The following is a 21,553-nucleotide window of genomic DNA, read 5'->3' as shown; positions in this document are numbered from 1 at the left end:
AATCCGTGGTTGCTTATGGCCGTCTTGCTAAGATCATGGATTGATTTTTCAGTAGGAGATACTTGGGGACGAATATGGGACGCAGATCGGGATTTGAAGGTTTTATACGTGCAACAGCTAGAGCGGTCGCTGCCGCAGAACGTGAGCGGAAGAGGTCAGAGAGAAATCATTTTGCTGAAGTTCGACGTTTAGAGCGAGAAATCAAAAGAGACAACACTCAAAGATTACGCGAACAGAGAGAAGCTGAAAAAGAAGCTAAAATCATGTATTTAGAAGGGCGCCTAGATGAGGTGTCGGATTTGAACGCTGAGCTTGAAGAGAGCGTGATTGCCCTTTCAACCCTTCTTGAACATACACTTGAATTTGATGATTCGATAGATTTCACAGCTTTGAAAAAGAATCCTCAGTTCGAAGATTTCAAAACACCTCAACATTTATTACCAGAGCAGGAACCAGAGCAGAGAGTTGTGAATGCTCCTTCCTCATGGAAAACGATTTTTCCTTGGGTGATAAAAAAATATCAACGCGAATTACAAGAGGCTGAAGAGCTTTTCATTAGAAGCAAAGAAGAGCACTTACAGAAGGCTTCAGCGCAGAAGACCGAATTAGACTTTCTGATTTCAAAGTATCAAAAACACAGAACAGCCTATTTCGATGAAATTAAAATTCAACATGATGAAGTTGATCAGTTCGAACAAGACTATCTAAAATGTGTTCCTGACAGCGTGTTAGCTTATTGCGAAATGGTTCTGACACGCTCTGAATATCCCGAAACGGGTTTTCCTCAAACATTCAGGCTTGCATACTTACCTGAAAATAAGGAACTGGTAGTCGAATATCACTTGCCAGAAATATCTATTATCCCTCGTCAGCTTGAGTACAAGTATGTTAAGACAAGAGATGCCATTGATGCAAAAGCAAGGAAAGCTAGCGAAATCAAGGATCTTTATCAAAATATAATTGCAGCCATCACGCTTAGAACTTTGCATGAACTGTTTGAAGCAGATAAGGCCTCAGTTTTAACCTCTATTCTTTTTAACGGTGTAATTGAGACAATCGATCCGACCAGTGGACATGATATCTGCGTTACTTTGGTTTCAGCGCGAGCGTACAAAGAGGATTTCATGCAAATAAAACTGGAGCGGGTTGAAAAAAGTGCATGCCTACGAAGCTTAGGTGCTCAAGTTTCAGGTCATCCTGACGAACTTCAGGCCGTCAAACCGATTCTTGAGTTTGACATGGTTGATAAACGCTTCATTGAACAAGGTGACGCGCTTTCTGGCCTTGAAACTCGACCAAATCTTATGGAACTTTCTCCATCTGAATTTGAAGTATTGGTATCCAATCTGTTCACGCAAATGGGGTTAGATACGAAACTAACCAGAGGGACAAAGGACGGTGGTGTTGATGCAGTTGCATTTGATACACGTCCAATTCTGGGAGGTAAAGTTGTTATCCAAGCGAAAAGATATAAAGACACTGTCGGTGTAAGTTCAGTCAGAGACCTGTACGGCACCATGATGAACGAGGGTGCAAATAAAGGGATTTTAGTCTGCACCAGCCAGTACGGAAAAGATGCTTATCGATTTTGTGAGGATAAACCCATAGAGCTTATTGATGGCGGAGGTCTTCTTTATCTCTTAAAGGAGCATGCAGGCGTATCCGCTCGTATTAATCCAAATTTTTAACAATTTTAAAGATGCCATCGTTATCTGATTGTTTCTTAGCCACAAGCGGGCTGGTAAGTCCGCTCTTCGCCCTCAACCGACAAATCCCATTTGGGATGCTGCTGGTCTGCACCAGAAGCAAACGCCCGCAATTGGATCACATGAAGCCGCTGTATCAGTTCATCAAGAGTCAGTATCTGTCTGGAACAGCCCCAGTGATTGAGCAATACATCTGGCTCTGACGCCTCATGTTGAAAGCGACATCCTCAAAGCCAACCGCAAGAGCTACCAACTAACGCACTCTCTCAATTCGTGACGCAAGCGATCTCCCCATGCAACATAATCACTATTTCAGGAGATCGCCAAAAGTGCATGGCTGCTTTAAGCAAGGTACTTACCCTCGACCCGCTACTAATCCAAATACGGCGCCAATACCTGCTGCGACCACGCCATGAAACTGCGTACGCGGCGCGACAAGTTTTGCCGGTGTGCGACGACGAATGACACGGTCAAGGGCTCGGGGCGCAAATCCGGCAGTATCTCTATGAGCTCGCCGTTCTCAATATATTCGATCAGGCTCGAGCGGCCCGCCTGGATCAGCCCCAAACCGGCCAGACCTGCGGCATGGTAAGTCTGCACGCTATTGACGCTGATGGAGCCTGCCAGCGTCAGCGTGGCGTAGCCGTCACCCTTTGGATATTCCCATCCAAACGGCCGGCTCCCCAAGATTGGCGCGTAGTGGATCATGCGGTGTTCCTGCGCCGATAAATCCTCAAGCGTCTGGGGCACGCCGTAGTTTTTCAGGTACGCGGGGCTTGCTACGTTCACCATGCTTAAAGCGCCCATCTTCTGCGCGACCAGCGTTTCATCGACAATCTCTCCAATTCGCAGCGCGCAATCTATGCCTTCCTGAATCAGATCCACACGCCGGTCGGTACTGGATATCTCTAACTGAATTTCAGGATAGGTGGCCATAAACGAAGGGAGCGCGGGCACTATGGGGGTACGGGCCAGTTCGGTGGGCAGATCGATGCGCAGCCGCCCGCTCAGCGGCGTGTTACTGCCTGCGAATAGGCTATTTAATTCTTCGGCATCCGCCAGCAACGCGCGTGCGCGGTTGTAAAAAACGCGCCCATCTTCGGTCAACTGCACGGTACGCGTCGAGCGGTGCAGCAGCCGCACACCCATGGCCGCTTCAATGCGGCGCACCACGTTCGATGCCCGGCCTTTTTGAATGCCGAGGCTTTCCGCCGCATGGGTGAAGCTCGCCATTTCCGCGATACGTACAAAAATGGCCAAAGAGTCGAGATCTTGCATTGTGTCTTTTCTCGATAACTATGGGTTTCGATTGGCATACTTTATGACAAAAATAGAATGACGCATAGTTGCCTCTCCGGGGGCCAGAAGGGCTGGCCGCACTCGACGAGGCCGGCAAGCCGCCGCCGGAATATCCCGGCTGGATACTCGAGCATGCCGCGCCAACGCGCATGCCGCCGGGGGTGCGCATCAAGCCGAACTGAATCTGACCCGTGTTCAATCCTGAACTTTCAAGCGCAGTACTCACTTAACCAAAAGGTAAATCATGAGCTTATCCAGGGAAACCTTTATCGATTACGACGCCGTGATGCAGGCACCTATTCATCGCGTGTTCGCCGAGCCAGATACGCAGAGGCGGCGTGCGGCGATCCGAGAGATCTATGCCGAAAACGTCCTGGTTTACGAACCGGGCGTCGAAGCGAGCGGATATGAAGGTATCGAACAGGTCGTCAACGAGGTGTTATCGCAGGCACCTGCGGGCTTTGTTTTCGGCTCCTTCGGGCCGGCGGTCGGGCATCACGGTGTCGGCCGCCTGCGCTGGCATTTCGGGCCGCAAGAAGGGCCACCGGCGATAACCGGGCTTGATGTTGTCGAGATCCTCGACGGCAAGATCACCAAGCTTTACGTGTTTATCGACCCCGTGCCGGCCTAAGGCCCGCGTCGATTGAAAGGTTATCAGGGGTATTCTGCCATTGCGCGGATGGCTGGAAAAAAGGCGTTCAGTTAACCAGGTGAGGCAGTATCTGGCCATGGTGATATTTTCGCCATGGCCTTCTAAAAACAATTTAACGCGTAGATTGCATCCCTTGCCGATGCTAAATGGGAATCTCGGTTTTTTGTTTTGCTGTGGTTTTCTGTGCTGGCTTTGTTTTTATAGATGGTTGTTGATGCTGGGTTTTATGCAGTGGCTGGTTTTTTTATACAAAATTCAAAGGGTACAACGATTACAGTTGCTGTTAATTTTAATAGAAATTATTATCATTTGCATCTTGATTTCAAGAAAATAGAATAAATTATTCTAAGATTGAACCCAAATCCCGAGGATTTTCATTTTATGGGCGTTCGCAATTTAATCACCTTTTTGATGTTCATTGTTTTTTTGACAGGGTCCAGCATCGCTAATGCCGCCACCACCACCTTAACCGATGTTATGGGGCGGCAGGTTACGGTCGATACGCCTGTAAAACGGGCTATTTTAGGATTTAACTTCGAAGATTACATGGCTGTGGGTGGGGAAGCCGCATTCGATCACGTAATAGGTATTTCGCGCGAAGCATGGCGGGGGAAAGTACCCGCCAATTGGAATATGTATGTTAAACAAATGCCGTCCCTTGCCCGTATCGCCGATATTGGTGAAGTCGATCTCCATAATATCTCGCTTGAAAATATCATCTCGTTAAAACCTGACGTGGTTATTTTGGCTCAGTGGCAGTATGTCGCTTTAAAATATGAAGTGTCTCGCCTTGAAGCGTTGAAAATCCCCGTGGTTGTGATCGACTACAATGCTCAAACGGTAGAAAAGCATGTTAGCTCCACTAAAATATTTGGAATACTGACAGGGCAAGAAAAACGGGCTCAGGAACTCTCGGACCTTTACGCCAATAACATTGCGGATGTGCAACGCAGAGTAAGTAGTTCAGGCCTGAAAAAACCAAAAGTTTATATTGAGTTTGGGAATAAGGGACCTGGTGAATATTCATTTACCTATGGCGAGAACATGTGGGGTGCGATGCTGAAACTCGCCGGCGCGGATAATATAGCTGCATCACTTTTTGAGTGGTGGGGTGTCATTAATCCGGAGCAGGTTCTGGTTGCGATGCCAGATGCGATCTTTATCTCGGGCAGAGAAAACAACAAGGTTTCGTCGGCACTGTCTATGGGGGTTGGCGTTGATAAAAACATGGCCACTCAGCAGCTTATCGGTTTTTCTGCGCGTAATGGCTGGGCCTCGCTGCCGGCGATAAAAAACAAACAGCTCTTCGGTGTCTATCAAGGTGCATCCAGAACGCTTTCCGATTTCGCCATGATTCAGTTTATTGCCAAATCACTTTACCCAGAGCAATTTAAAGATGTGGATCCGGTAAAAAACTACCTGGATTACTATGCGAAGTACCTGCCAGTGAAACCCGAAGGGACATTCGCTATTTCTGCATGGAAGTGAATTTTAATCCGCTTTAAATAGCGGATTTCACTATTGGCCCCCGTTAAACGCGTGCATTCAAGCGGTGGGGGCTTTATTACCGACGAACAGCATTTTGAATGGCATGCGATGGGGCATTTGTCAGTGTCTTAAGAGAAGGCTGTCGATCACTTTCTAAAAGGTTGCCGTTGTCCAATAAGCGGCTATCATCTCTCCTTTACGCCCTTGCCGCCTTTGAAAGGATTGTCTGCCGCTATGCCCGTGAATTTTGATCTCAACGATCTTTACGCCTTCCGAGCGCTGGTTGAATACGGTAATTTTCGGCTTGCCGCAGAGTCCATCTGCCTTTCGCAGTCCGCATTGAGCCGCAGGATAGAGAAGCTGGAATCCGCGCTGGGCATTAAGCTGTTCGACAGAACCACCCGGCGCGTCACCCTGACGCTGTATGGGCAGACCTTTGCCGGGCGTTCAGATCAGCTATTGGCGAATGTCGAGTTGGTATTGGCGGATATCAATAAGGTCAGTCAGGATCGCGTGGGGCTGGTCACCGTCGCCACGGTTCCCTCGGCGGCCTACTATTTCATGCCCGACGTGATCCGCCGTTTCCAGGCCCGCTACCCACGGGTACGCGTCAAGCTTATCGATAGCAGTGCGGGTAACGTCATCGAAGCGGTGGCCAGCGGCCAGGCGGATTTCGGCATCTGTTTCGCGACAAGCCTGCAACCCAATATCGAATTTTTGCCGCTGGTGGGGGATGTCTACGTGGCTGCCTGCAGGCGCGATCACCCCATCGCCAGTAAAAAAAGCCTGACCTGGCGCGAGTTTTACCAGCAGGATTATGTGGGGCTGGATAAGACGTCCGGTAACCGCAATCTGCTTGATCAGATGCTGGAGCACATCATTCCTGAACGCCCCAGCATCTGCGAAACCCGCCATGTGACGACCATGCTGGGTATGGTTGAAGCGGGTGTCGGCATTGCCGCCGTACCCGCGATGTCGATGCCGGCGTCAGAGCATTCGGTGCTGACTCACCTGCCGCTGACCGACCCGGTGGTGAAGCGCACGGTTGGCCTGATCAGGCGCAGCGGGCGCATGCAGTCCTACGTTGCCGCCGAGTTGGAAAAGTTGATCACTGAACGGTATCACGCTGTTTAACCGGCTGTTCAGCTTTCACGGCTCTCATCCCGGTGGCGCGAATGGTGTTTTGCGCCTCCGTGGAAGACAAGAAATCCAGTAGCGCTTTGCCTTCCTGACGGTGTTCTGCGTTGGCGGTGACCGCGCCGGCAAAGCGGGTAATGTACTGCACATCCTCAGGCAGTTCGCCGATAAAGGTGACGCCCGGCACAGGCAGCAGTTCACTCACTTGCTGGAAACCTACCGCATATTTCCCTTTCGCCACCTCGGATGCCACCGGAATGCGCTCAATCATATGCGCCTTCTCTTTCACCTGGTCTTCGATACCCAGTTTTTTGAACAGCTCGTTGCTGACATAGCGGCCGCTGGCACTGTCCGAATAGGCAATGGATTTGGCCTGCAGCAGGGTATTGCGCAGATCGGTATCCTTTTGGATAGTGGGTTTGGGGTCGCCTTGTTTGACCACCATGCCAATCGGCGAGTCGGCCAGTTCCACACGCGACCCCGGCTGGATCCAGTTATCCTTTTCCAGATTTTTCAGCGCATCACCCACCATAATCACCACATCGGCCTTTTCTCCGCGAGCCAGGCGCGCGGGGATCGCCTGGGGCGTTTTACCCATAGAAGGGCCGGACACCAAAATGATGTTGTCGCCGCTCTTGGCTTCAAATTGCGGGGCCAGTTTTTCCAGTGCGGCTTTAAACCCGCCGGAGATCATGACGGTCACGTCTTTGGCCAGAACTCCCGTGCTGACAGTGGAAAGCACCAGAGTGGCGAGGAGTGAACGATAAATTTTTTGCATGACGTAATCCCTGATTTAACGTGCGGTTTGGAGTGTTAACGCGCTGCGGCGGTACAGATAAAGCGTCGCCAGTAATGCGCATACGGCAGCAAAACTCATCCAGTAGCCGGGTGAGGCCTTATCGCCGGTGTACTCAATCAGTGCGGTAGAAATTACCGGCGTAAACCCGCCAAAGACGGCAGTCGCCAGGCTGTAGGCCAGCGAGAAACCGGCAACCCGGACTTCCGTCGGCATGATCTCCGTTAACGCCGGGATCATGGCGCCGTTGTAGAGGCCGTAGAGGAAGGACAACCACAGCAATACCGTCAGCATCATCGAGAAGCTGGGGGCTTCAGCAAGCAGGCTAAGTGCCGGATAGGCCGTGATCAGCGCCAGCAGCGCCATGGTCACCAAAACCGGCTTGCGGCCAAAACGGTCTGACAGGGCACCGCCGACCGGCAGCCAAAGGAAGTTGGAGATCGCGACCAGCAGGGTCACCAGCAGGCTGTCGGAGGCGCTGAGCATCAGCACTTTTTTACCGAAGGTCGGTGCATAGACGGTGATCAGATAAAACGCGGTGGTGGTCATGGCGACCATCAGCATGCCGGCGATAACCACCTGCCAGTTCGCCAACAGGGTTTTAAACACGTCGCGCATCGCCAGGTGGTTGCGACGGGCGGTGAACTCCTGGGTTTCTTCCAGTTTGCGGCGCAGGAAAAAGATGAAAGGCACAATCAGGCAACCGAACAGGAAAGGCAGGCGCCAGCCCCACTCGCGAATGGCGCTTTCTTCCATGAAGGCATTCAGTGCGAAGCCCATCGCCGCAGCCACCATAATGGCCACTTGCTGGCTGCCGGACTGCCAGCTGGTGTAAAAGCCTTTACGGCCTGGCGTGGCAATCTCGGCCAGGTAAACCGATACGCCGCCCAGCTCTGCACCCGCAGAGAAGCCTTGCAATAAACGGCCGGCCAGCACCAGCAGCGGCGCCCAGAGCCCGATCGTCTGATAGGACGGGATGAGTACAATCAGGAAGGTCCCGGCGGCCATGATCGACAGGGTAACAATCAGCCCCTTGCGTCTGCCGACTTTATCGATGTACGCGCCCAGCACGATTGCGCCGATAGGGCGCATCAGGAAGCCCGCGCCAAAGACCGCGAAAGTCATCATCAGCGAGGCGAATTCACTGCTGGCTGGGAAAAAGGTATGGGCGATGTAGGTGGCATAAAATCCGAACAGGAAAAAATCAAATTGCTCCAGAAAGTTGCCAGAGGTCACGCGCAGTATCGCGCTGATTCTGGCCCGAGTCGTCATGGGTGCGTTAGGTGAATGCATCGTTATCTCCAGTTTGTCATTGACGCTTTTAACCGCATCTGTTTCTGCAGACTGGACCATGAAAATAAAGTAAATAAGCGCAATAAACGCATGCACTGATGCGTTTGGCGCATGAATTCATGTTAACAATTGGCTGCGATAAGCTGTAACGGGCCATTAACAAGATTGCCCTGTGTTGTCTTGTCCGTTACAGGCTAAAAACTTCATGCGTGTTTTGTGACAGGCTTCATACAAGGCGAAGGGGCAGAAAAATGCTGAGCGGGGGGCAAAAGGGGGCGTTTGGGTTTTTCGCAGAGCCGCCCGGAATTGAGCTTCTTCCCTCCGCTTTATGCGGTGGACCAAACTTTTTGAGGGCTGCATCAAAGAGGTTCAGGACTCTGCAGCAGTAAGCAGCAGTATCCCGGCGCCTAATCTGACACCACAACGAATCTGCCGCAAACCCTTAACCGGCACAACAAAACTTGCGCCGATCACAAACCGGGCCCTGAGGAAAAGGCTAGCGCAACCGTGAGGGAGACAGGCCAAAGCGCTGGGTGAATCGTTCAGCAAAACGCGAAACCGATTTGTAGCCGCAGGCATCGGCCACCTGCGCCATGTTCCAGCGGGTAGTCTGTATCAGCATCAGGCCGTGGTGCATGCGTATATCCACGAGCAGCTTTTCAAAGCTGCCCCCTTCCTCGCGTAAGCGTCTGCGCAGGGTAGATTCACTCATCGCCAGCGCTTCGCCGGCAGAGCGCGCGGTCCAGTCGGTTTCTGGTGAAGCACGCAGCAGATTGCTTAAGCGCGGTAAAACGCCCTGTCGCCGGGGCAGAGCAAAATGAATGTCTTGTTCTGCCAGTACCAGCAGCAAGTCGAATATCCTCAAACGTATTCTCGCATCGCTGAGATTCGGCTGAGCCAGGTTTTTCAGCAGCGTGTGTAACGACTCTTGCAGCGCGCTGTTAAGCGCCATCGCGGTAAATTTCGGCTTCTTTCTGTCACCTGAGAGAGATAAATGGCTTTGCGAGAACTGATAAAAAGATTCCAGCACATCGGCGCTGAAAGTCAGAAACAGCGATCGGAACGGGGAGCCGTTATCCGGAGGAAACTTGGTATAATCAGCAATGACGCCCTGATCTATAAAACCCACGGCGGCAGTATCAGCCAGGGTATGGCTTTCTCCTGAGGTCAGAAATTCAATTCTCCCCGCCAGTACGATGAGCACCGTCGGTTCGAAGAAGCAAAATGAGGGTGTGCTTTGTCTCACCCTGAGCTGCGGATAAGCCACCGAAATCAGATTATCGCGGCTGAGACTGCTGCCATAGTAATCTGACCAGGAAAGAGATTCATTGCTCATGGCGTCTGGTTCATCCGGGAGAACTAATCGACTTTCTCTGGTCATGATGTACCTGTTGATGGCTCGTGGTGAGTTAAACGCTGACGTCCGGATTCAGGGTATAGATCCCGGTCAGCGTGGCCGTTGCCAGGACATTGCTGTTTTCCAGCGCACGACGAACGTTAGCGCCAGTCAGCTCTCCCTCTACGTTTAATGTCGGCATCGGAATCGCATATAACGTGAATAGGTAATGATGAACCAATTCATCATTCCACGGCGGGCAGGGGCCATCATAGCCATAATATGTTCCGGCCATTGACTCATCGCCGGCAAACCACGCGGTGTAATCATTGATGCCATGGATAAGACCGCCTGGCGCGGAAGGACCCTGTTTGCCTCTGGCAGAAATGCCGCTGGACTGAGTGCCTTCAATAATTTCGCCCTGACCCGCCGGAATGTTCAACAGCGACCAGTGATAGAAATCTGCACGGAGCAGAGACGCCGGAACGGTTTTCCCCGGTTGATTAACATCTTCTGCGCTGGTTGGAACATCAGGATCGTGGCAAAGAAGCACCAGAGCCTGTGTGCCTGCCGGCACATCTTCCCAGGCAAGATGTGGGTTGAGGTTGTCAGATAAACGAATGCGGTTTTCTGGATCATAAACGGCAAAACTGTTCTTGCCTGGGATGGTCTCACCGTCTTTAAAACTGTGGCTGTATAATTTCATGTTATTGCCTTATCAATGGCGGAAAACACGATTATACGACCATTGTACATCCTGAGATTTACTTATCCGGTCAAATTACTTCCTTAAACTGTCATTCTGACTGGATGTGTTGAGTTGGTATGAGGGTTCTGCCTTGTTAGTTGCAATTCGGATAGGGTGACTTCCCACCCAAAAGGGACATCAATCTGGCTGGCCAAAGACACCCCATTCCATCGAGCGGGGGCATATCCCTGTCGGCTTGCCGGATAGCGTGCCAGCCTCTTCAGGGGAAGTTCTGGGGGCGAGTTATATTTTTGGGCAGCCAGTGACCTGCGGGTAATTGCGACATACTAGATTGAGTTTGTTTTTTGGCTCGAAACCTTTATCCAGCATGCATCGCTGAACATTAGCGGCTTTGCGCAGCGTAGGCACGTAAGGCGTCGAGCCCAAAGGTTGCGGATAACCGCATTGATACATCACCGCCAGCGCTTGTTTGTCGTTTTCAATTTCATGTGAAAAATGCAGTGAAGCTCCTACTTTACGCCAGGTAATCAAGGAAAACTTGCTCACGCCGGAATCCGGGTTAATCGGATGAAACCCTCTGTCTGCGACAAAAGGCAGCGCTTCTAGCTGACTCTGACTCAAGGGATACCCCTGTTCTTGCTCGAGGCAGGCTGATGTATCATGGTAAACACGAACGCTGCAAATTTTGAATCCATCTTTACGGGTAAACCCCATTTTCTCCATGCATTGGTAATACAGAACGGACTCATTATCCGTTTTGGGGATATCGGAGCCGGGGAGTTGCACGCCGCATTTAGCCATCGCGACGCGCACGCCATCGATATCCGTATCAGGACGCTGCCACTGTGTTAGATCCGGTGCTGGGGGACATCCTGTCAGCAGGAATACCGACGTCATCAGCAGAGGTAAAGTTATCAGAGTCGATTTTCGGAACATTAAAATCCCTTATTTATTATTTCAGGTAGCATCCCATACTGCCCGTATTGCCCCTATGCGACAACGTTGTCTGCGTTTTGATTATCACTGAAATAAAAATTTCACCCAGCCTGGATTGACTAAGTCTCCACATTCGATTCTAAAACATCCGATCCGCTGAACTCACAGCTCATAGCAGACCTGACGACCCTTCAGTCTGGTCTGGAAGCGGACGTCACTGACGCGTTGTGTTAAACAATGAAGAACAGCTCAGTCCGCTTGGCGGTTTGGAATGGTTAGCGATTGATCAGAGCGCTAACCCCCGGACTGAGCTCCTTTCAGGTCATCTACTATTTGGCGACGTTATTTGGCCAAGAGTTCTTTGCGGACGATTTCTGCGCCTGCACTTAACGCATCCAGCTTGCCTCTTGCTACTCCGCGAGGCAAAGGGATCATGCCGCAGTTGGTGCAAGGATAGAGCTTGTCGGCGTCTACAAACTGAAGCGCTTTTCGAAGCGTAGCGGCGACTTCCTCTGGCGTCTCAATGGTATTGCTTGCCACGTCAATGGCCCCAACCATCACCTTTTTACCGCGAATGAGTTCCATCAGCTCCATGGGAACATGGGAGTTCTGACATTCCAGTGAGATGATATCGATATTGGATTTTTGCAGTTTTGGAAAAATCTCTTCATATTGCCGCCACTCTGTTCCCAGCGTCTTTTTCCAATCGGTATTGGCTTTGATGCCATAACCGTAGCAAATGTGTACAGCCGTTTCACACTTAAGCCCTTCAATGGCTCTTTCTAACGTGGCAATGCCCCAATCGTTCACCTCATCAAAGAAGACATTAAAGGCGGGCTCATCAAACTGGATGATATCGACACCGGCAGCTTCTAATTCTTTGGCTTCTTCATTGAGAATTTTAGCGAATTCCCAGGCTAGCTTTTCGCGGCTTTTATAGTGGTTATCGTACAGCGTATCTATCATGGTCATGGGACCTGGCAGGGCCCATTTAATGGGTTGGTCGGTTTGCTGGCGTAAAAACTTGGCATCTTCGACAAAAACAGATTTTTGGCGACTCACCGGGCCCACGACTGTCGGTACACTCGCCTCATAGCGATTACGGATTTTAACGATCTCGCGTTTCTCAAAATCAACGCCGTTGAGGTGCTCAATAAAGGTAGTGACGAAATGTTGGCGCGTTTGCTCGCCGTCGCTGACAATATCGATACCTGCCTGCTGTTGATCTTCCAGGCATAAACGCAGGGCATCTTGTTTGCCGTCGATTAATTCCTGGTCTTGCAATTTCCAGGGTGACCAAAGTGTCTCAGGTTGTGCCAGCCAAGAGGGCTTAGGTAAACTGCCGGCCGTTGAAGTCGGTAATAACTTTTTCATAATAGATGACCCTGTATTTTGGTTAATCAAGCAGCGTAGTTAGCAGACCATTGTTCAAGAATAGTTTGGTATGGTTTAATAAAGTTCTCTTCAGTAAACTTTCCCTGCTCAATCGCCAGCTGGCTACGTTCTTCTCGATCATAAACAATTCGAGTTAAAGAATAATCCTGTTGATTCAAGCTTGGCTGATAGTATTGCCCTGCCACGGAATTAGCATTGTAAATCTCCGGGCGGTAAATTTTTTGGAACGTCTCCATCGTGCTGATGGTACTGATAAGTTCAAGATCAGTGTAATCGCTGAGCAAGTCGCCACTAAAATAAAAAGCCAAAGGCGCAACACTATGTTTAGGCATAAAGTAACGAGCCTGCAACCCCATTTTATTGAAATATGCATCGGTCAATGAAGGTTCATCTTGCTGATATTCCACGCCCAATACAGGGTGCTCATTACCCGTCCTATAATAGGTGTTTTTACTTGAAACACTTAAGCATATAACAGGCGTTTTATTAAAGTTATCTCTGTACGCATCTGAATCAATAAAATATTTAAATATGTTGCCGTGTAAATCACCAAAATTCGCTGGAATGCTGAATTGAGGTTGGTTCTTATTGTGCGCTGACAGCAACACGCTAAAGTCATAATCCCGCACGTAAGAAGAAAAGTTGTTCCCTACAATACCGTCAATACGTTCATTGGTTTTTTTATCAACAATGTTCGTTTTTAATATTTCAATCACCGGGAAGGTATTGCCATTGTTTTCAATATTCATCTCAACAGAAATGATTTCAAGTTCGACAGAATAACGATCGCCTTTGGGGTTGTCCCAATGCGCCAGTGTATTGAAACGATTGTCAATCATCACTAACGTGTTGCGCAAGTTCTCCTGGCGGTTCTTTCCTCTGGCCAAATTGGCAAAGTTAGTCGTGATACGCGTATTTTCGGAAGGGTTATAATTTTCATCGAAAACACTGCTCTTAAGAGTAAATGTAAAATTTTTATTCATCGTGTTCTGCATCCTGAGTTCTGACATGAAAACTGAATTTATTTCTTGATTTCCCAGAAATCACTGACTTTCTCTTCATCAGTCTTCATGTTGTCAATAAGTTAACAATGCATCTTTTATGCCAGAGCCATGGGATGAGTGAAAGCGACTTAATTTCATTACCACATGAGTCATCTTCATGATGTGGCGGGCCGTCATGCCCGGCATCGTCTGAAACCTTGGCACACATGATTTACCGCGGGATCCAGGGGGCCAGAAGCGGCTAACTGAACAGCTTTATGGCAGGGCTAAAAGAGGTGGAAGACCGCTTTCATTGTATGAGCATTTGCTCATGCATTGATGACGACGCTTCACTTTCAATCGGGGCATGTGCTGTTTAGCATCAGCACGGGGTTATCTTTTTATCGGCGAAACCTTAACGGCGATAAAATGCTGGCGTGTGCGGTGATTGCCACGGCACACTGATGACGGGCTAACCAAATCAGGAGAACACCAGATGTCTGACCATCCCACAATTGCTCTTCTTGGTCCGGGTGCTATCGGTACCACCATCGCCGCCGTCCTGCATGACGTTGGTCGCACGCCAGTCCTGTGCGGGCGTACCGCGCATCCGCAGTTAATTCTGCGGCGCGATGACGGCGAAGTTGTGGTGCCAGGGCCGGTATTGATCAATCCGGCGGCTATCAGCCATCCGTTCGATCTGGTGTTTGTCGCGGTGAAAACCACCCAGGTTGCTGACTGCGCCGACTGGCTGGCCGCGTTGTGCGATGAAAACACCCTGGTATGTGCACTGCAAAATGGCGTTGAGCAGGAAACCCAGTTGGAACCTTACGTCAACGGCGCCAAGGTGCTGCCTTCAGTCGTGTGGTTCCCGGCCCAGCGCGAGCCGGATGCCTCCGTCTGGCTGCGTGCCAAACCGCGCCTTACGCTGCCGGATGTGCCGCAGGCGAAACGGGTCGCCGATGTGCTCAAAGGCACAGGCTGCACGGTTGAGTTGTCATCCGATTTTCTCTCCATCGCCTGGCGCAAACTGCTGCAGAATGCGGCCGCGGGTCTGATGGTTCTCGCCAATCGTCGTGCCGGGATGTTCTCACGCGGGGATATCACTGAACTTGCACTGGCGTATTTGCGCGAGTGTTTGACGGTGGCGCGTGCGCAAGGGGCCGTACTGAACGATAACGTTCCGCAGGAGATCGTCGACGGTTTTCGTCATGCCCCTGCGGATTTAGGGACCTCCATTCTCGCCGACCGCCAGGCCAATCGCCCACTGGAGTGGGATATTCGCAACGGTGTGGTACAGCGTTATGGTCGCTTGCAGGGTATTGCGACGCCCATCAGCGACGTGCTGGTGCCGCTGCTGGCGGCAGGGAGTGAGGGACCGGGTTGACGCCGTTAACTGCAAGGGTATTTGCAAGACAACGACACCCTGAATCGCCGCAGGTTTGAGCGAGATATCCAGCCCATTAAAATGGCTAAAGAGTGTCCGCATGCCTGCTTTTCGTTCATCGCTGACTGTATGAGCCATTTTTTGCCAAAAGTGTTTAGAAAACATATGGCGCCCCAGAGGAAAAAATTGTTAAAACCTTACCCTTGTTTCACAATCGCGGCAGCGCGTATTTATGTTTTGAAAACGTGAATACGTTGCGGTAATCGGGCAGGATTAGGGTTCTTGAGGGAGTAATAACAGGATGGCACTCGGATTTGTTACGAAGAACGCTCTGGCTGACTGGCAAAATGTCCCTCTCTATCTGCCGAACTTTCAGTTCCATGAGCGGCATCGCACCGTCATAACCACGGCTTACCCCGAAAAAATCTTACCGGCAATTGCGGGTTATGATATCCAGCAGGATGTCGTGATTAAAACGCTAATGGCGGTGCGGAAACTGCCGCAAAAATTACGACGCCATCAATCTGAAAGTGCCATTGATCAGTTTGGGCTACAGAGTTTCACTGTGTTGGAAAACTCGCCAACCGAACTTTGCTATGGCTTGAGAGGACAATTCTGGCGAACCGATTTTGGCCTTGAGGATGTGCCCGATATCAGTGCCTATTGCGCCGCGCTACGGCCGGGCAACGCAAAGCTGCTGCTGCGATATCAGGTGCAACAACTCGCCGCCGATGAATATGCACTCTGTACAGAAACCTTCATACATTGCCCTGACAGAGCGACACAGCTAAAAATGGCCGGATACTGGCTGGCAATCCGAGTGGGAAGTGGCTGGATTCGGAAAAGGACATTGAAGGCAGTAAAGCTTGAGCTCGAGAAAGCGGGCCAATAGCCTTACGGCAGATAATCATCCCCTCGGTTGAGGTTGGCCGCACAGCCGTAGCGGGGCGAAATGCCGGCATTATGCCGACTCAACTAATGCCCAAAGAGGGTGCCCTTGAAGAGTTGTTCAGTACTCTATGAGGATGACGTCCGCTTCTCGCTCATAGCCGACCGGGCTCCGCCTAAGGGCAGATAAGTGCCAAGAGCGGACGTTAACCTCAAATCAACCAATAATGTGCTATCACCTGCTATTTTCATTTCTGGAGAGCCTGCAGGAGCAAGAAGGCGCTCTTAAAAGCGCCCACGGTAAAGAATTTATGCTTCTTATTTTGTGAACGAAGAGTAGATCAGTTTGATGCCCAGTATGCCCAAGACCGCTGAGGAGACCCGATCAACCGAAGATTTTATGCGTAAGTATATCTGACGCGGTTTTTCTGCAGATAGAGCTACAGAAACAATGGAGTACCAGACAAAATCTATCAAAAAACTCATTAGAGGGATTGCGAAATAAAATATTACTGGGATATTTTTGGGTAAAAGGGCACTAAAGATAGATGCAAAGATAATTGCCGTTTTTGGATTGCTTAGTTGTGTTAACAGGCCATCTCTGAACGTCTTCAGCAAAGTCTTGCTGCCCCCTTTTTCTCCATTCAAAACTAAGGTTACAGGCTGAGATGCACCTTTGAAAATTTTAAAAGCTAGCCATAACAAGTAAATACCGCCCGCCACCTTCAAACCAACAAATAATTCCGGCACCAAAAGTAGCAGCCTCTGTAGCCCAAGCATAGCCACCAAAGCAAAAATCGCAGCTCCAACGCCTGTACCCAGGGCTGTCACTAGTCCATGAAGACGAGAGTACACAACCGCATTTCTGGCAACATATATAAAGCTTGGACCAGGGCTTATAACACCCATAATCAGAACGGCGGCAATAGCCATAAGGCTTGAAATAAGCATCGTATACCTCGGTAAGTAGTAATCTGAACGGGTATTCTAAAGGAAATATGCCGTGTTCACCGAGGGAATTGTGTTGTATCCAGGGTACGAAAGCGAAGTGAACCCCGCTAAGGTCAGGTAAGCGCCAAAAGCGCACGTAGGGGTGTCTTAAACAGTCATTGTCTGTGCCGGTATCATCTCTTGCTGAGTACAAAAAATCCCTGCCGCAGGTTCGAGTGCAAGCCTATTCTTTGATGCAGGCGCCATCGGCCTGATTCTGGGCGTTTTTCTGGAGTAAAGTGAGACTTTTGATTTCTCCGCACTCCGCGTGTTTGGCGGACTGCGGCAGGATATGCTGTCGAGATGGTATGATAAATGGACTTATTCTTTGTAAAACTCGTCTTTATGCTGATATCGATACTCTTGAGTGATCCCCGTGTATCCGTATGAAGCAGCTTTACAGTCGATTATATGAACATTCGACTGAGGATGCAGGTTACCAATGGCTTGTTCCATAGCGTTGTAAATTGCTTTTTGGTATGCCGATTTCTGGTCCTTGCTACAGGTTTCATCCACGATAGTCACTTCGAGTCTAAACGAATTTTTGCCCCATTCGGCCAGGCTTTTGCCATCAATAAACCAGTCTTCATCATCGACATGTCTCACTATGACCATAGTTTCGAAGCTATTTTTCCTTAAAACATCGCATGTGATTTGAGTCGCTAAAAGTACACACTTTTGGGTTAATTTTTGATTCTTTAAGCCAGACAGCGTCAGGGTTATACCAGGCATACCATGTCCTTAATTAGATTGTCATTTCGGCTAAATGATTACAGAAACCGCGGTTATTTTATAACCCCTTAAAATGGCATAATCGAGGCCGTGAGCACAATGCGTTAAGGCCCGCTTCCGCTCATAGCAGACCTGACAGCGCTTCGGTTTTGCCGCTTCGTGCCCGAGGCGGACACCACAATATCCTGCCATGCCGATCAAAGGTGAGCCGGTTACCTCGGACGCACAGGCACCTGTTTACGCACGGCATTAGACAGAACTAACGACGTGGTCACTGAACCATGAACCGCCAGGGCATCGACGATGGCTTCCAAATCAGTCGGTTGAGAAAACACACAACGTACGATGAAGCAGTCCTCTCCGGTGATCCTGTCAGCTTCTATCACTTCAGGGATATCTGTAAATAACGCCAGATACTGTTTGATGTATTGGTGGGTTGTGCGTACTCGCAGGATCGCCTGTAATCCCAATCCTATCTCTCGCAAATTGACGCGTGCACCGTATCCTTCAATGACGCCTGCGCTTTCGAGTTTTTTGACCCGTTCGCTCATCGCTGGCTGCGAAAGTCCAATGCATTTGCCCAGAGAGGCCAGACTCTGACGTGCATTCGTTTGAAGTGCTTCCAAAATTTGCCGATCTTTGCTGTCAAGCTCCATGCTGATCCTTTGCTCGAAATGTAGATGAATCATCGGTTAATCGGGCTCTATTTCGATGACTTGCCATTCAGGAACGATGTGTCATTCGCCTACATTATGTGAACACCTCTTTGGGAATCAAGACATGACATCTTCAATATTGCTTCTTCCGGGAATTGGCAACTCGGGCTCTGGACACTGGCAAACGCTATGGGCACAAACTGACGCGTCAATGACCTTCATTTCGGGACAAGACTGGGATCACCCGGTTTGCGAAGAGTGGGTCGAAAATTTAGAAACTGCCGTCAGAAAGACCGGGCCAGACGTCATTTTGGTCGCCCATAGCCTTGGCTGCCTGCAGGTTGCGAACTGGGCACAATATAGCCGCACGGTTGTGAGAGGCGCTTTGCTGGTCGCGGCACCTGATCCCACATGCGATGTGTTTCCAGAAGAGGCGAAAGGGTTTAGTTTTCCTCTGAGTGAAAAGCGTTTCGCATTTCCGAGCATGATGATTGCCAGTTCCAATGACCCTTATGCCGACATCCATTACAGCCAGAGCCGTGCCGATGCCTGGGGCAGTAGTCTGGTCAATATCGGTGAGCGAGGGCATATCAACGCAGCCAGCGGACTCGGTGACTGGCCTCAGGGGCGAGCATGGTTAAAAGAGCTTATCGCCATGTCCATGAGCGCCTCCGGATACCAATAAATCCACTGAACAGCCCCTTAAACACCCAAAATTCATGCCACACCTGTTACGGAAAGCTAAATGAACAATTCACCCAACACGCCTATCCTATTTATCAACGGTTTAATCGGTACTTTGAATGACCCGACATTTCACCGACTGATAACAATTAATTTCAAAACAGGTTTATTCTTTCACGTAAACATGTCCTTAAGCCCATTATCTACTAAAAGAACGAACAGGATGAGTGCTGTAATATTTAGATGATATCTTCACGCACTGTCCATGACGGCAGGGAGCGTAACAAGGACAATGTTATGCTCCTCGCTCAGAGCAGACCTATCTCCCACTTCTGACTGCAGAGTGCCAGAAGCCGATTTTTCTGAATTCGCACTGCATTAATTATTGGGGAGCAGGGCACTCAAATATTACTCACTTTATGGCGTTTTTATGCTGGCCTACAGAAGCGTATATTGATATTGATATAACCCCCAGAATAAAAAGTGTCGCAAACATCAAGTAACCTAACCCGGCATCAATAAAGAATCCACAGAAAAGCGGACACAATGCGGTTCCGAGTGACGTCAGATTAATTAAACCAAAAGATGTCCCCCTTAATTCAGCAGGAGCAAGTCTGTCTACCTCGACGCTGAAAGCTGGCATTGTTATCAATTCCCCAAGGCTGAGGACGAATACGGAGAAAGCGAGCAATCCAAGCGATCCTGAGTATACTGTCAAAAACAGTAACTGGGATAAAGAGATAAGAGTTATCCCCAGAATGACTTTCCCTTTTATACTCCATCTCTTTAACAAGAACAAAACTGGATACTGAAAAACAATAACCGTTATTGCGTTAACCAAAAATATCACACTAATAGCATAATTCAAGTCGGGAAATTTTAGTCGAGTTAGAAGTTGAATGAGAGGGGAGTCAAAGGACGTATACACAAACATCACAATGAAGTAACAAATAATTAGCTTTGAAAATTGTGTCTGCGAGAATATTTTTGAAACGGAATTGGCAAAACTTGGAATTTTTTTCTTATGGCTAACCTCTCTCTTTTGCAAACCTTTCAAAATAAAAATCAATGCTAAGGCGTAGATCAGATAAATAACACTGGAAGCAAAAAAAACATTTATGACTGGTGATGCAAGAGCATACGTCCCTGCAAGCGGCCCAAGAGCAGAGCCAATATTTACGACATAATACCGTATATATTGATACTGTTCCCTCTGCCTAAAATCAGTAATATAATCACCAATCATTGCCTTGCTAAACGACTCCGTACATGCGCGTCCCGTTGAAATCAGTAACATGGAGCCAACAAATTCAGCAGCACAATCAGAGTAAGTCATTGATGCGAAACCGATAATGCTCAGAAATAGACTCGCTATAAGCGATCGTTCACGCCCTAGCTTGTCAGAATAATAACTAACGAAAACACCAATCAGTGTTCCAGTAGCTAATGTCATAAAAAAGATGGCACCAATCTGTAATGCGCTCAATTGAAACTGACGATAAAGCTCTACAGACAGATAAGGCCATACCATGAAATATCCTGCCCGAGACAGAAATGTTCCGGCCAGCATAGTATGTATAACCGCAAGCTGTTTTGGTTGTGCTAGCGATAGGTTTAAGTTCGTCATAAGTCAGCTTATTCTAAATCCAGCGGTAAGCTTTCATCAGCTCCCCATTCAGCCCAGGAACCATCATAGATGCGAAGTTTTTTAAAACCGGCCAGATATGCAGCAAGAAGAACTATACAAGCTGTAACTCCAGATCCACAACTGAATACAAGCTCATCGTTATCATTCAGCCCGTTACGATTAAAAATTTCAGCCAGAGACTCGGGTGATTTGTAGTGCCCATTGTTCAAAACCTCACTAAAAGGGATACTTATGGATCCTGGTATATGACCGCACCTTAAACCGGCTCTGGGTTCAGCTTGTCGTCCAGAAAATCTCTCTGAGGGTCTTGCATCAATTAACATAAAATGAGGCGTAGTGATGTTTTTAAGGACAGTGGATTTATCAACAATCTGCTCAGGCTTAATGTCAAAATCGCAGACCCTATTTACCTTGGGCCTTGCATAGCTTTCGGATATACCCAGTCCCGCGTCAAGCCATGCCGGTAATCCTCCGTCAAGAATATAGGTTTTCTCAATACCCATAACTTTTAGCATCCACCAGACCCTCGGTGCCGAATATATACCCTGCTGATCGTAAACTACCACGGTTGAGTCGGGCCTAATACCGATTCCGGAAAGCAGGGATGGAATACTTAATGCAGAAGGGAATGTATGGGGCAGATCAGACTCAGGCTCTGAAAAAGTACTGTCAAGGTCAAAATATATTGCACCTTGAATGACTAATCCCTTAATTTCACTCGTCTTATTCGCTGTTTTTTTTAGCGTAGCATCCAGTATGATGATGCTATCTGAGTCCGGGTTGTTTACAACCCAGTGAGGAGAAACCAGAGCTTCCATATTTGTCCTTTTCAAATAAG

Annotated in this window: 21 protein-coding genes; 8 read left to right on the top strand and 13 right to left on the bottom strand. The window is 49.1% G+C overall.

The genetic code is table 11. From position 1 onward, the window contains the following. Positions 1 to 74 precede the first annotated feature (74 nt). The gene (locus tag SERAS12_RS16215) at positions 75 to 1,688 is read left to right on the top strand and encodes a restriction endonuclease (protein WP_013813673.1); all 1,614 of its coding nucleotides are present in this window, start codon (positions 75 to 77) and stop codon (positions 1,686 to 1,688) included. Between the two features lie 390 nt (positions 1,689 to 2,078). Here the strand turns inward: SERAS12_RS16215 and SERAS12_RS16210 are convergent, their stop codons facing one another. Beyond that, entirely contained in the window at positions 2,079 to 2,984 is a 906-nt protein-coding gene (locus SERAS12_RS16210) for a LysR family transcriptional regulator (protein ID WP_013813672.1), read from the bottom strand. 68 nt (positions 2,985 to 3,052) lie between these two features. Here SERAS12_RS16210 and SERAS12_RS26695 point away from each other — a divergent pair, with 68 nt between their 5' ends. The 4 genes from SERAS12_RS26695 to SERAS12_RS16195 all read left to right on the top strand — a co-directional run bounded on the left by SERAS12_RS26695 (position 3,053) and on the right by SERAS12_RS16195 (position 6,279). Next, complete coding sequence (locus tag SERAS12_RS26695) at positions 3,053 to 3,187, top strand: hypothetical protein (RefSeq protein ID WP_256377438.1); 135 nt, start codon at positions 3,053 to 3,055, stop codon at positions 3,185 to 3,187. A gap of 62 nt (positions 3,188 to 3,249) precedes the next feature. Next, positions 3,250 to 3,636, top strand: coding sequence for a nuclear transport factor 2 family protein (locus tag SERAS12_RS16205; protein ID WP_013813671.1), 387 nt, complete (start codon positions 3,250 to 3,252; stop codon positions 3,634 to 3,636). 402 nt (positions 3,637 to 4,038) lie between these two features. After that, positions 4,039 to 5,145, top strand: a complete 1,107-nt coding sequence (locus SERAS12_RS16200) for an ABC transporter substrate-binding protein (RefSeq protein ID WP_013813670.1) — start codon at positions 4,039 to 4,041, stop codon at positions 5,143 to 5,145. 234 nt (positions 5,146 to 5,379) lie between these two features. Then, positions 5,380 to 6,279, top strand: a complete 900-nt coding sequence (locus SERAS12_RS16195; RefSeq protein ID WP_013813669.1) for a LysR family transcriptional regulator — start codon at positions 5,380 to 5,382, stop codon at positions 6,277 to 6,279. On the opposite strand, the gene SERAS12_RS16190 is transcribed toward SERAS12_RS16195, so the two are convergent. The 7 genes from SERAS12_RS16190 to SERAS12_RS16160 all read right to left on the bottom strand — a co-directional run bounded on the left by SERAS12_RS16190 (position 6,254) and on the right by SERAS12_RS16160 (position 13,730). Then, positions 6,254 to 7,060 carry a substrate-binding domain-containing protein gene (locus SERAS12_RS16190; RefSeq protein WP_013813668.1) on the bottom strand — a complete coding sequence of 269 codons (807 nt, stop codon included), beginning with the start codon at positions 7,058 to 7,060 and terminating at the stop codon, positions 6,254 to 6,256. The two genes, SERAS12_RS16195 and SERAS12_RS16190, sit on opposite strands and share 26 nt — an antisense overlap. A gap of 15 nt (positions 7,061 to 7,075) precedes the next feature. After that, entirely contained in the window at positions 7,076 to 8,371 is a 1,296-nt protein-coding gene (locus SERAS12_RS16185) for an MFS transporter (RefSeq protein WP_013813667.1), read from the bottom strand. A gap of 496 nt (positions 8,372 to 8,867) precedes the next feature. Then, positions 8,868 to 9,707 (bottom strand): AraC family transcriptional regulator, encoded by an 840-nt coding sequence (locus tag SERAS12_RS16180; protein WP_042437357.1) that lies wholly within the window; start codon positions 9,705 to 9,707, stop codon positions 8,868 to 8,870. A gap of 73 nt (positions 9,708 to 9,780) precedes the next feature. Continuing rightward, positions 9,781 to 10,413 carry a YbhB/YbcL family Raf kinase inhibitor-like protein gene (locus SERAS12_RS16175; protein WP_013813665.1) on the bottom strand — a complete coding sequence of 211 codons (633 nt, stop codon included), beginning with the start codon at positions 10,411 to 10,413 and terminating at the stop codon, positions 9,781 to 9,783. Positions 10,414 to 10,698: 285 nt separating this feature from the next. Beyond that, positions 10,699 to 11,352 carry a hypothetical protein gene (locus SERAS12_RS16170; RefSeq protein ID WP_013813664.1) on the bottom strand — a complete coding sequence of 218 codons (654 nt, stop codon included), beginning with the start codon at positions 11,350 to 11,352 and terminating at the stop codon, positions 10,699 to 10,701. A 342-nt stretch (positions 11,353 to 11,694) separates the two neighbouring features. Continuing rightward, positions 11,695 to 12,726: a methionine synthase gene (locus SERAS12_RS16165; RefSeq protein WP_004946619.1), complete on the bottom strand. Its 1,032-nt coding sequence runs from the start codon at positions 12,724 to 12,726 to the stop codon at positions 11,695 to 11,697. Between the two features lie 26 nt (positions 12,727 to 12,752). Beyond that, positions 12,753 to 13,730, bottom strand: coding sequence for a DUF1852 domain-containing protein (locus SERAS12_RS16160; protein WP_013813663.1), 978 nt, complete (start codon positions 13,728 to 13,730; stop codon positions 12,753 to 12,755). A 496-nt stretch (positions 13,731 to 14,226) separates the two neighbouring features. Between SERAS12_RS16160 and SERAS12_RS16155 the strand changes: the two genes are divergently transcribed. Both SERAS12_RS16155 and SERAS12_RS16150 read left to right on the top strand, forming a co-directional pair. Next, complete coding sequence (locus tag SERAS12_RS16155) at positions 14,227 to 15,117, top strand: oxidoreductase (RefSeq protein WP_013813662.1); 891 nt, start codon at positions 14,227 to 14,229, stop codon at positions 15,115 to 15,117. A 301-nt stretch (positions 15,118 to 15,418) separates the two neighbouring features. After that, on the top strand, positions 15,419 to 16,009 hold the full coding sequence (locus SERAS12_RS16150; protein ID WP_013813661.1) for a hypothetical protein: 591 nt from the start codon (positions 15,419 to 15,421) through the stop codon (positions 16,007 to 16,009). Positions 16,010 to 16,323: 314 nt separating this feature from the next. On the opposite strand, the gene SERAS12_RS16145 is transcribed toward SERAS12_RS16150, so the two are convergent. The 3 genes from SERAS12_RS16145 to SERAS12_RS16135 form a co-directional block, all read right to left on the bottom strand. After that, a complete protein-coding gene (locus SERAS12_RS16145) occupies positions 16,324 to 16,956 on the bottom strand; it encodes a LysE family translocator (RefSeq protein ID WP_013813660.1) in 633 nt (210 codons plus the stop codon). Between the two features lie 360 nt (positions 16,957 to 17,316). After that, the gene (locus SERAS12_RS16140; protein ID WP_013813659.1) at positions 17,317 to 17,727 is read right to left on the bottom strand and encodes a tautomerase family protein; all 411 of its coding nucleotides are present in this window, start codon (positions 17,725 to 17,727) and stop codon (positions 17,317 to 17,319) included. Between the two features lie 212 nt (positions 17,728 to 17,939). After that, entirely contained in the window at positions 17,940 to 18,383 is a 444-nt protein-coding gene (locus tag SERAS12_RS16135) for an Lrp/AsnC family transcriptional regulator (RefSeq protein ID WP_013813658.1), read from the bottom strand. Between the two features lie 124 nt (positions 18,384 to 18,507). On the opposite strand from SERAS12_RS16135, the gene SERAS12_RS16130 reads away from it, so the two are divergent. Further along, positions 18,508 to 19,068 (top strand): alpha/beta hydrolase, encoded by a 561-nt coding sequence (locus SERAS12_RS16130; RefSeq protein WP_013813657.1) that lies wholly within the window; start codon positions 18,508 to 18,510, stop codon positions 19,066 to 19,068. Positions 19,069 to 19,479: 411 nt separating this feature from the next. Here SERAS12_RS16130 and SERAS12_RS16125 read toward each other — a convergent pair whose 3' ends face one another. Then, a complete protein-coding gene (locus tag SERAS12_RS16125) occupies positions 19,480 to 20,694 on the bottom strand; it encodes an MFS transporter (protein WP_239440939.1) in 1,215 nt (404 codons plus the stop codon). 8 nt (positions 20,695 to 20,702) lie between these two features. Beyond that, a complete protein-coding gene (locus tag SERAS12_RS16120) occupies positions 20,703 to 21,548 on the bottom strand; it encodes a sulfurtransferase (protein WP_239440938.1) in 846 nt (281 codons plus the stop codon). Positions 21,549 to 21,553 lie beyond the last annotated feature (5 nt).

The organism is Serratia sp. AS12 (genome assembly GCF_000214195.1).
GTDB classification, from domain to species: Bacteria; Pseudomonadota; Gammaproteobacteria; order Enterobacterales; family Enterobacteriaceae; genus Serratia; species Serratia plymuthica.
This window is presented reverse-complemented; position numbering and strand designations above follow the sequence as displayed.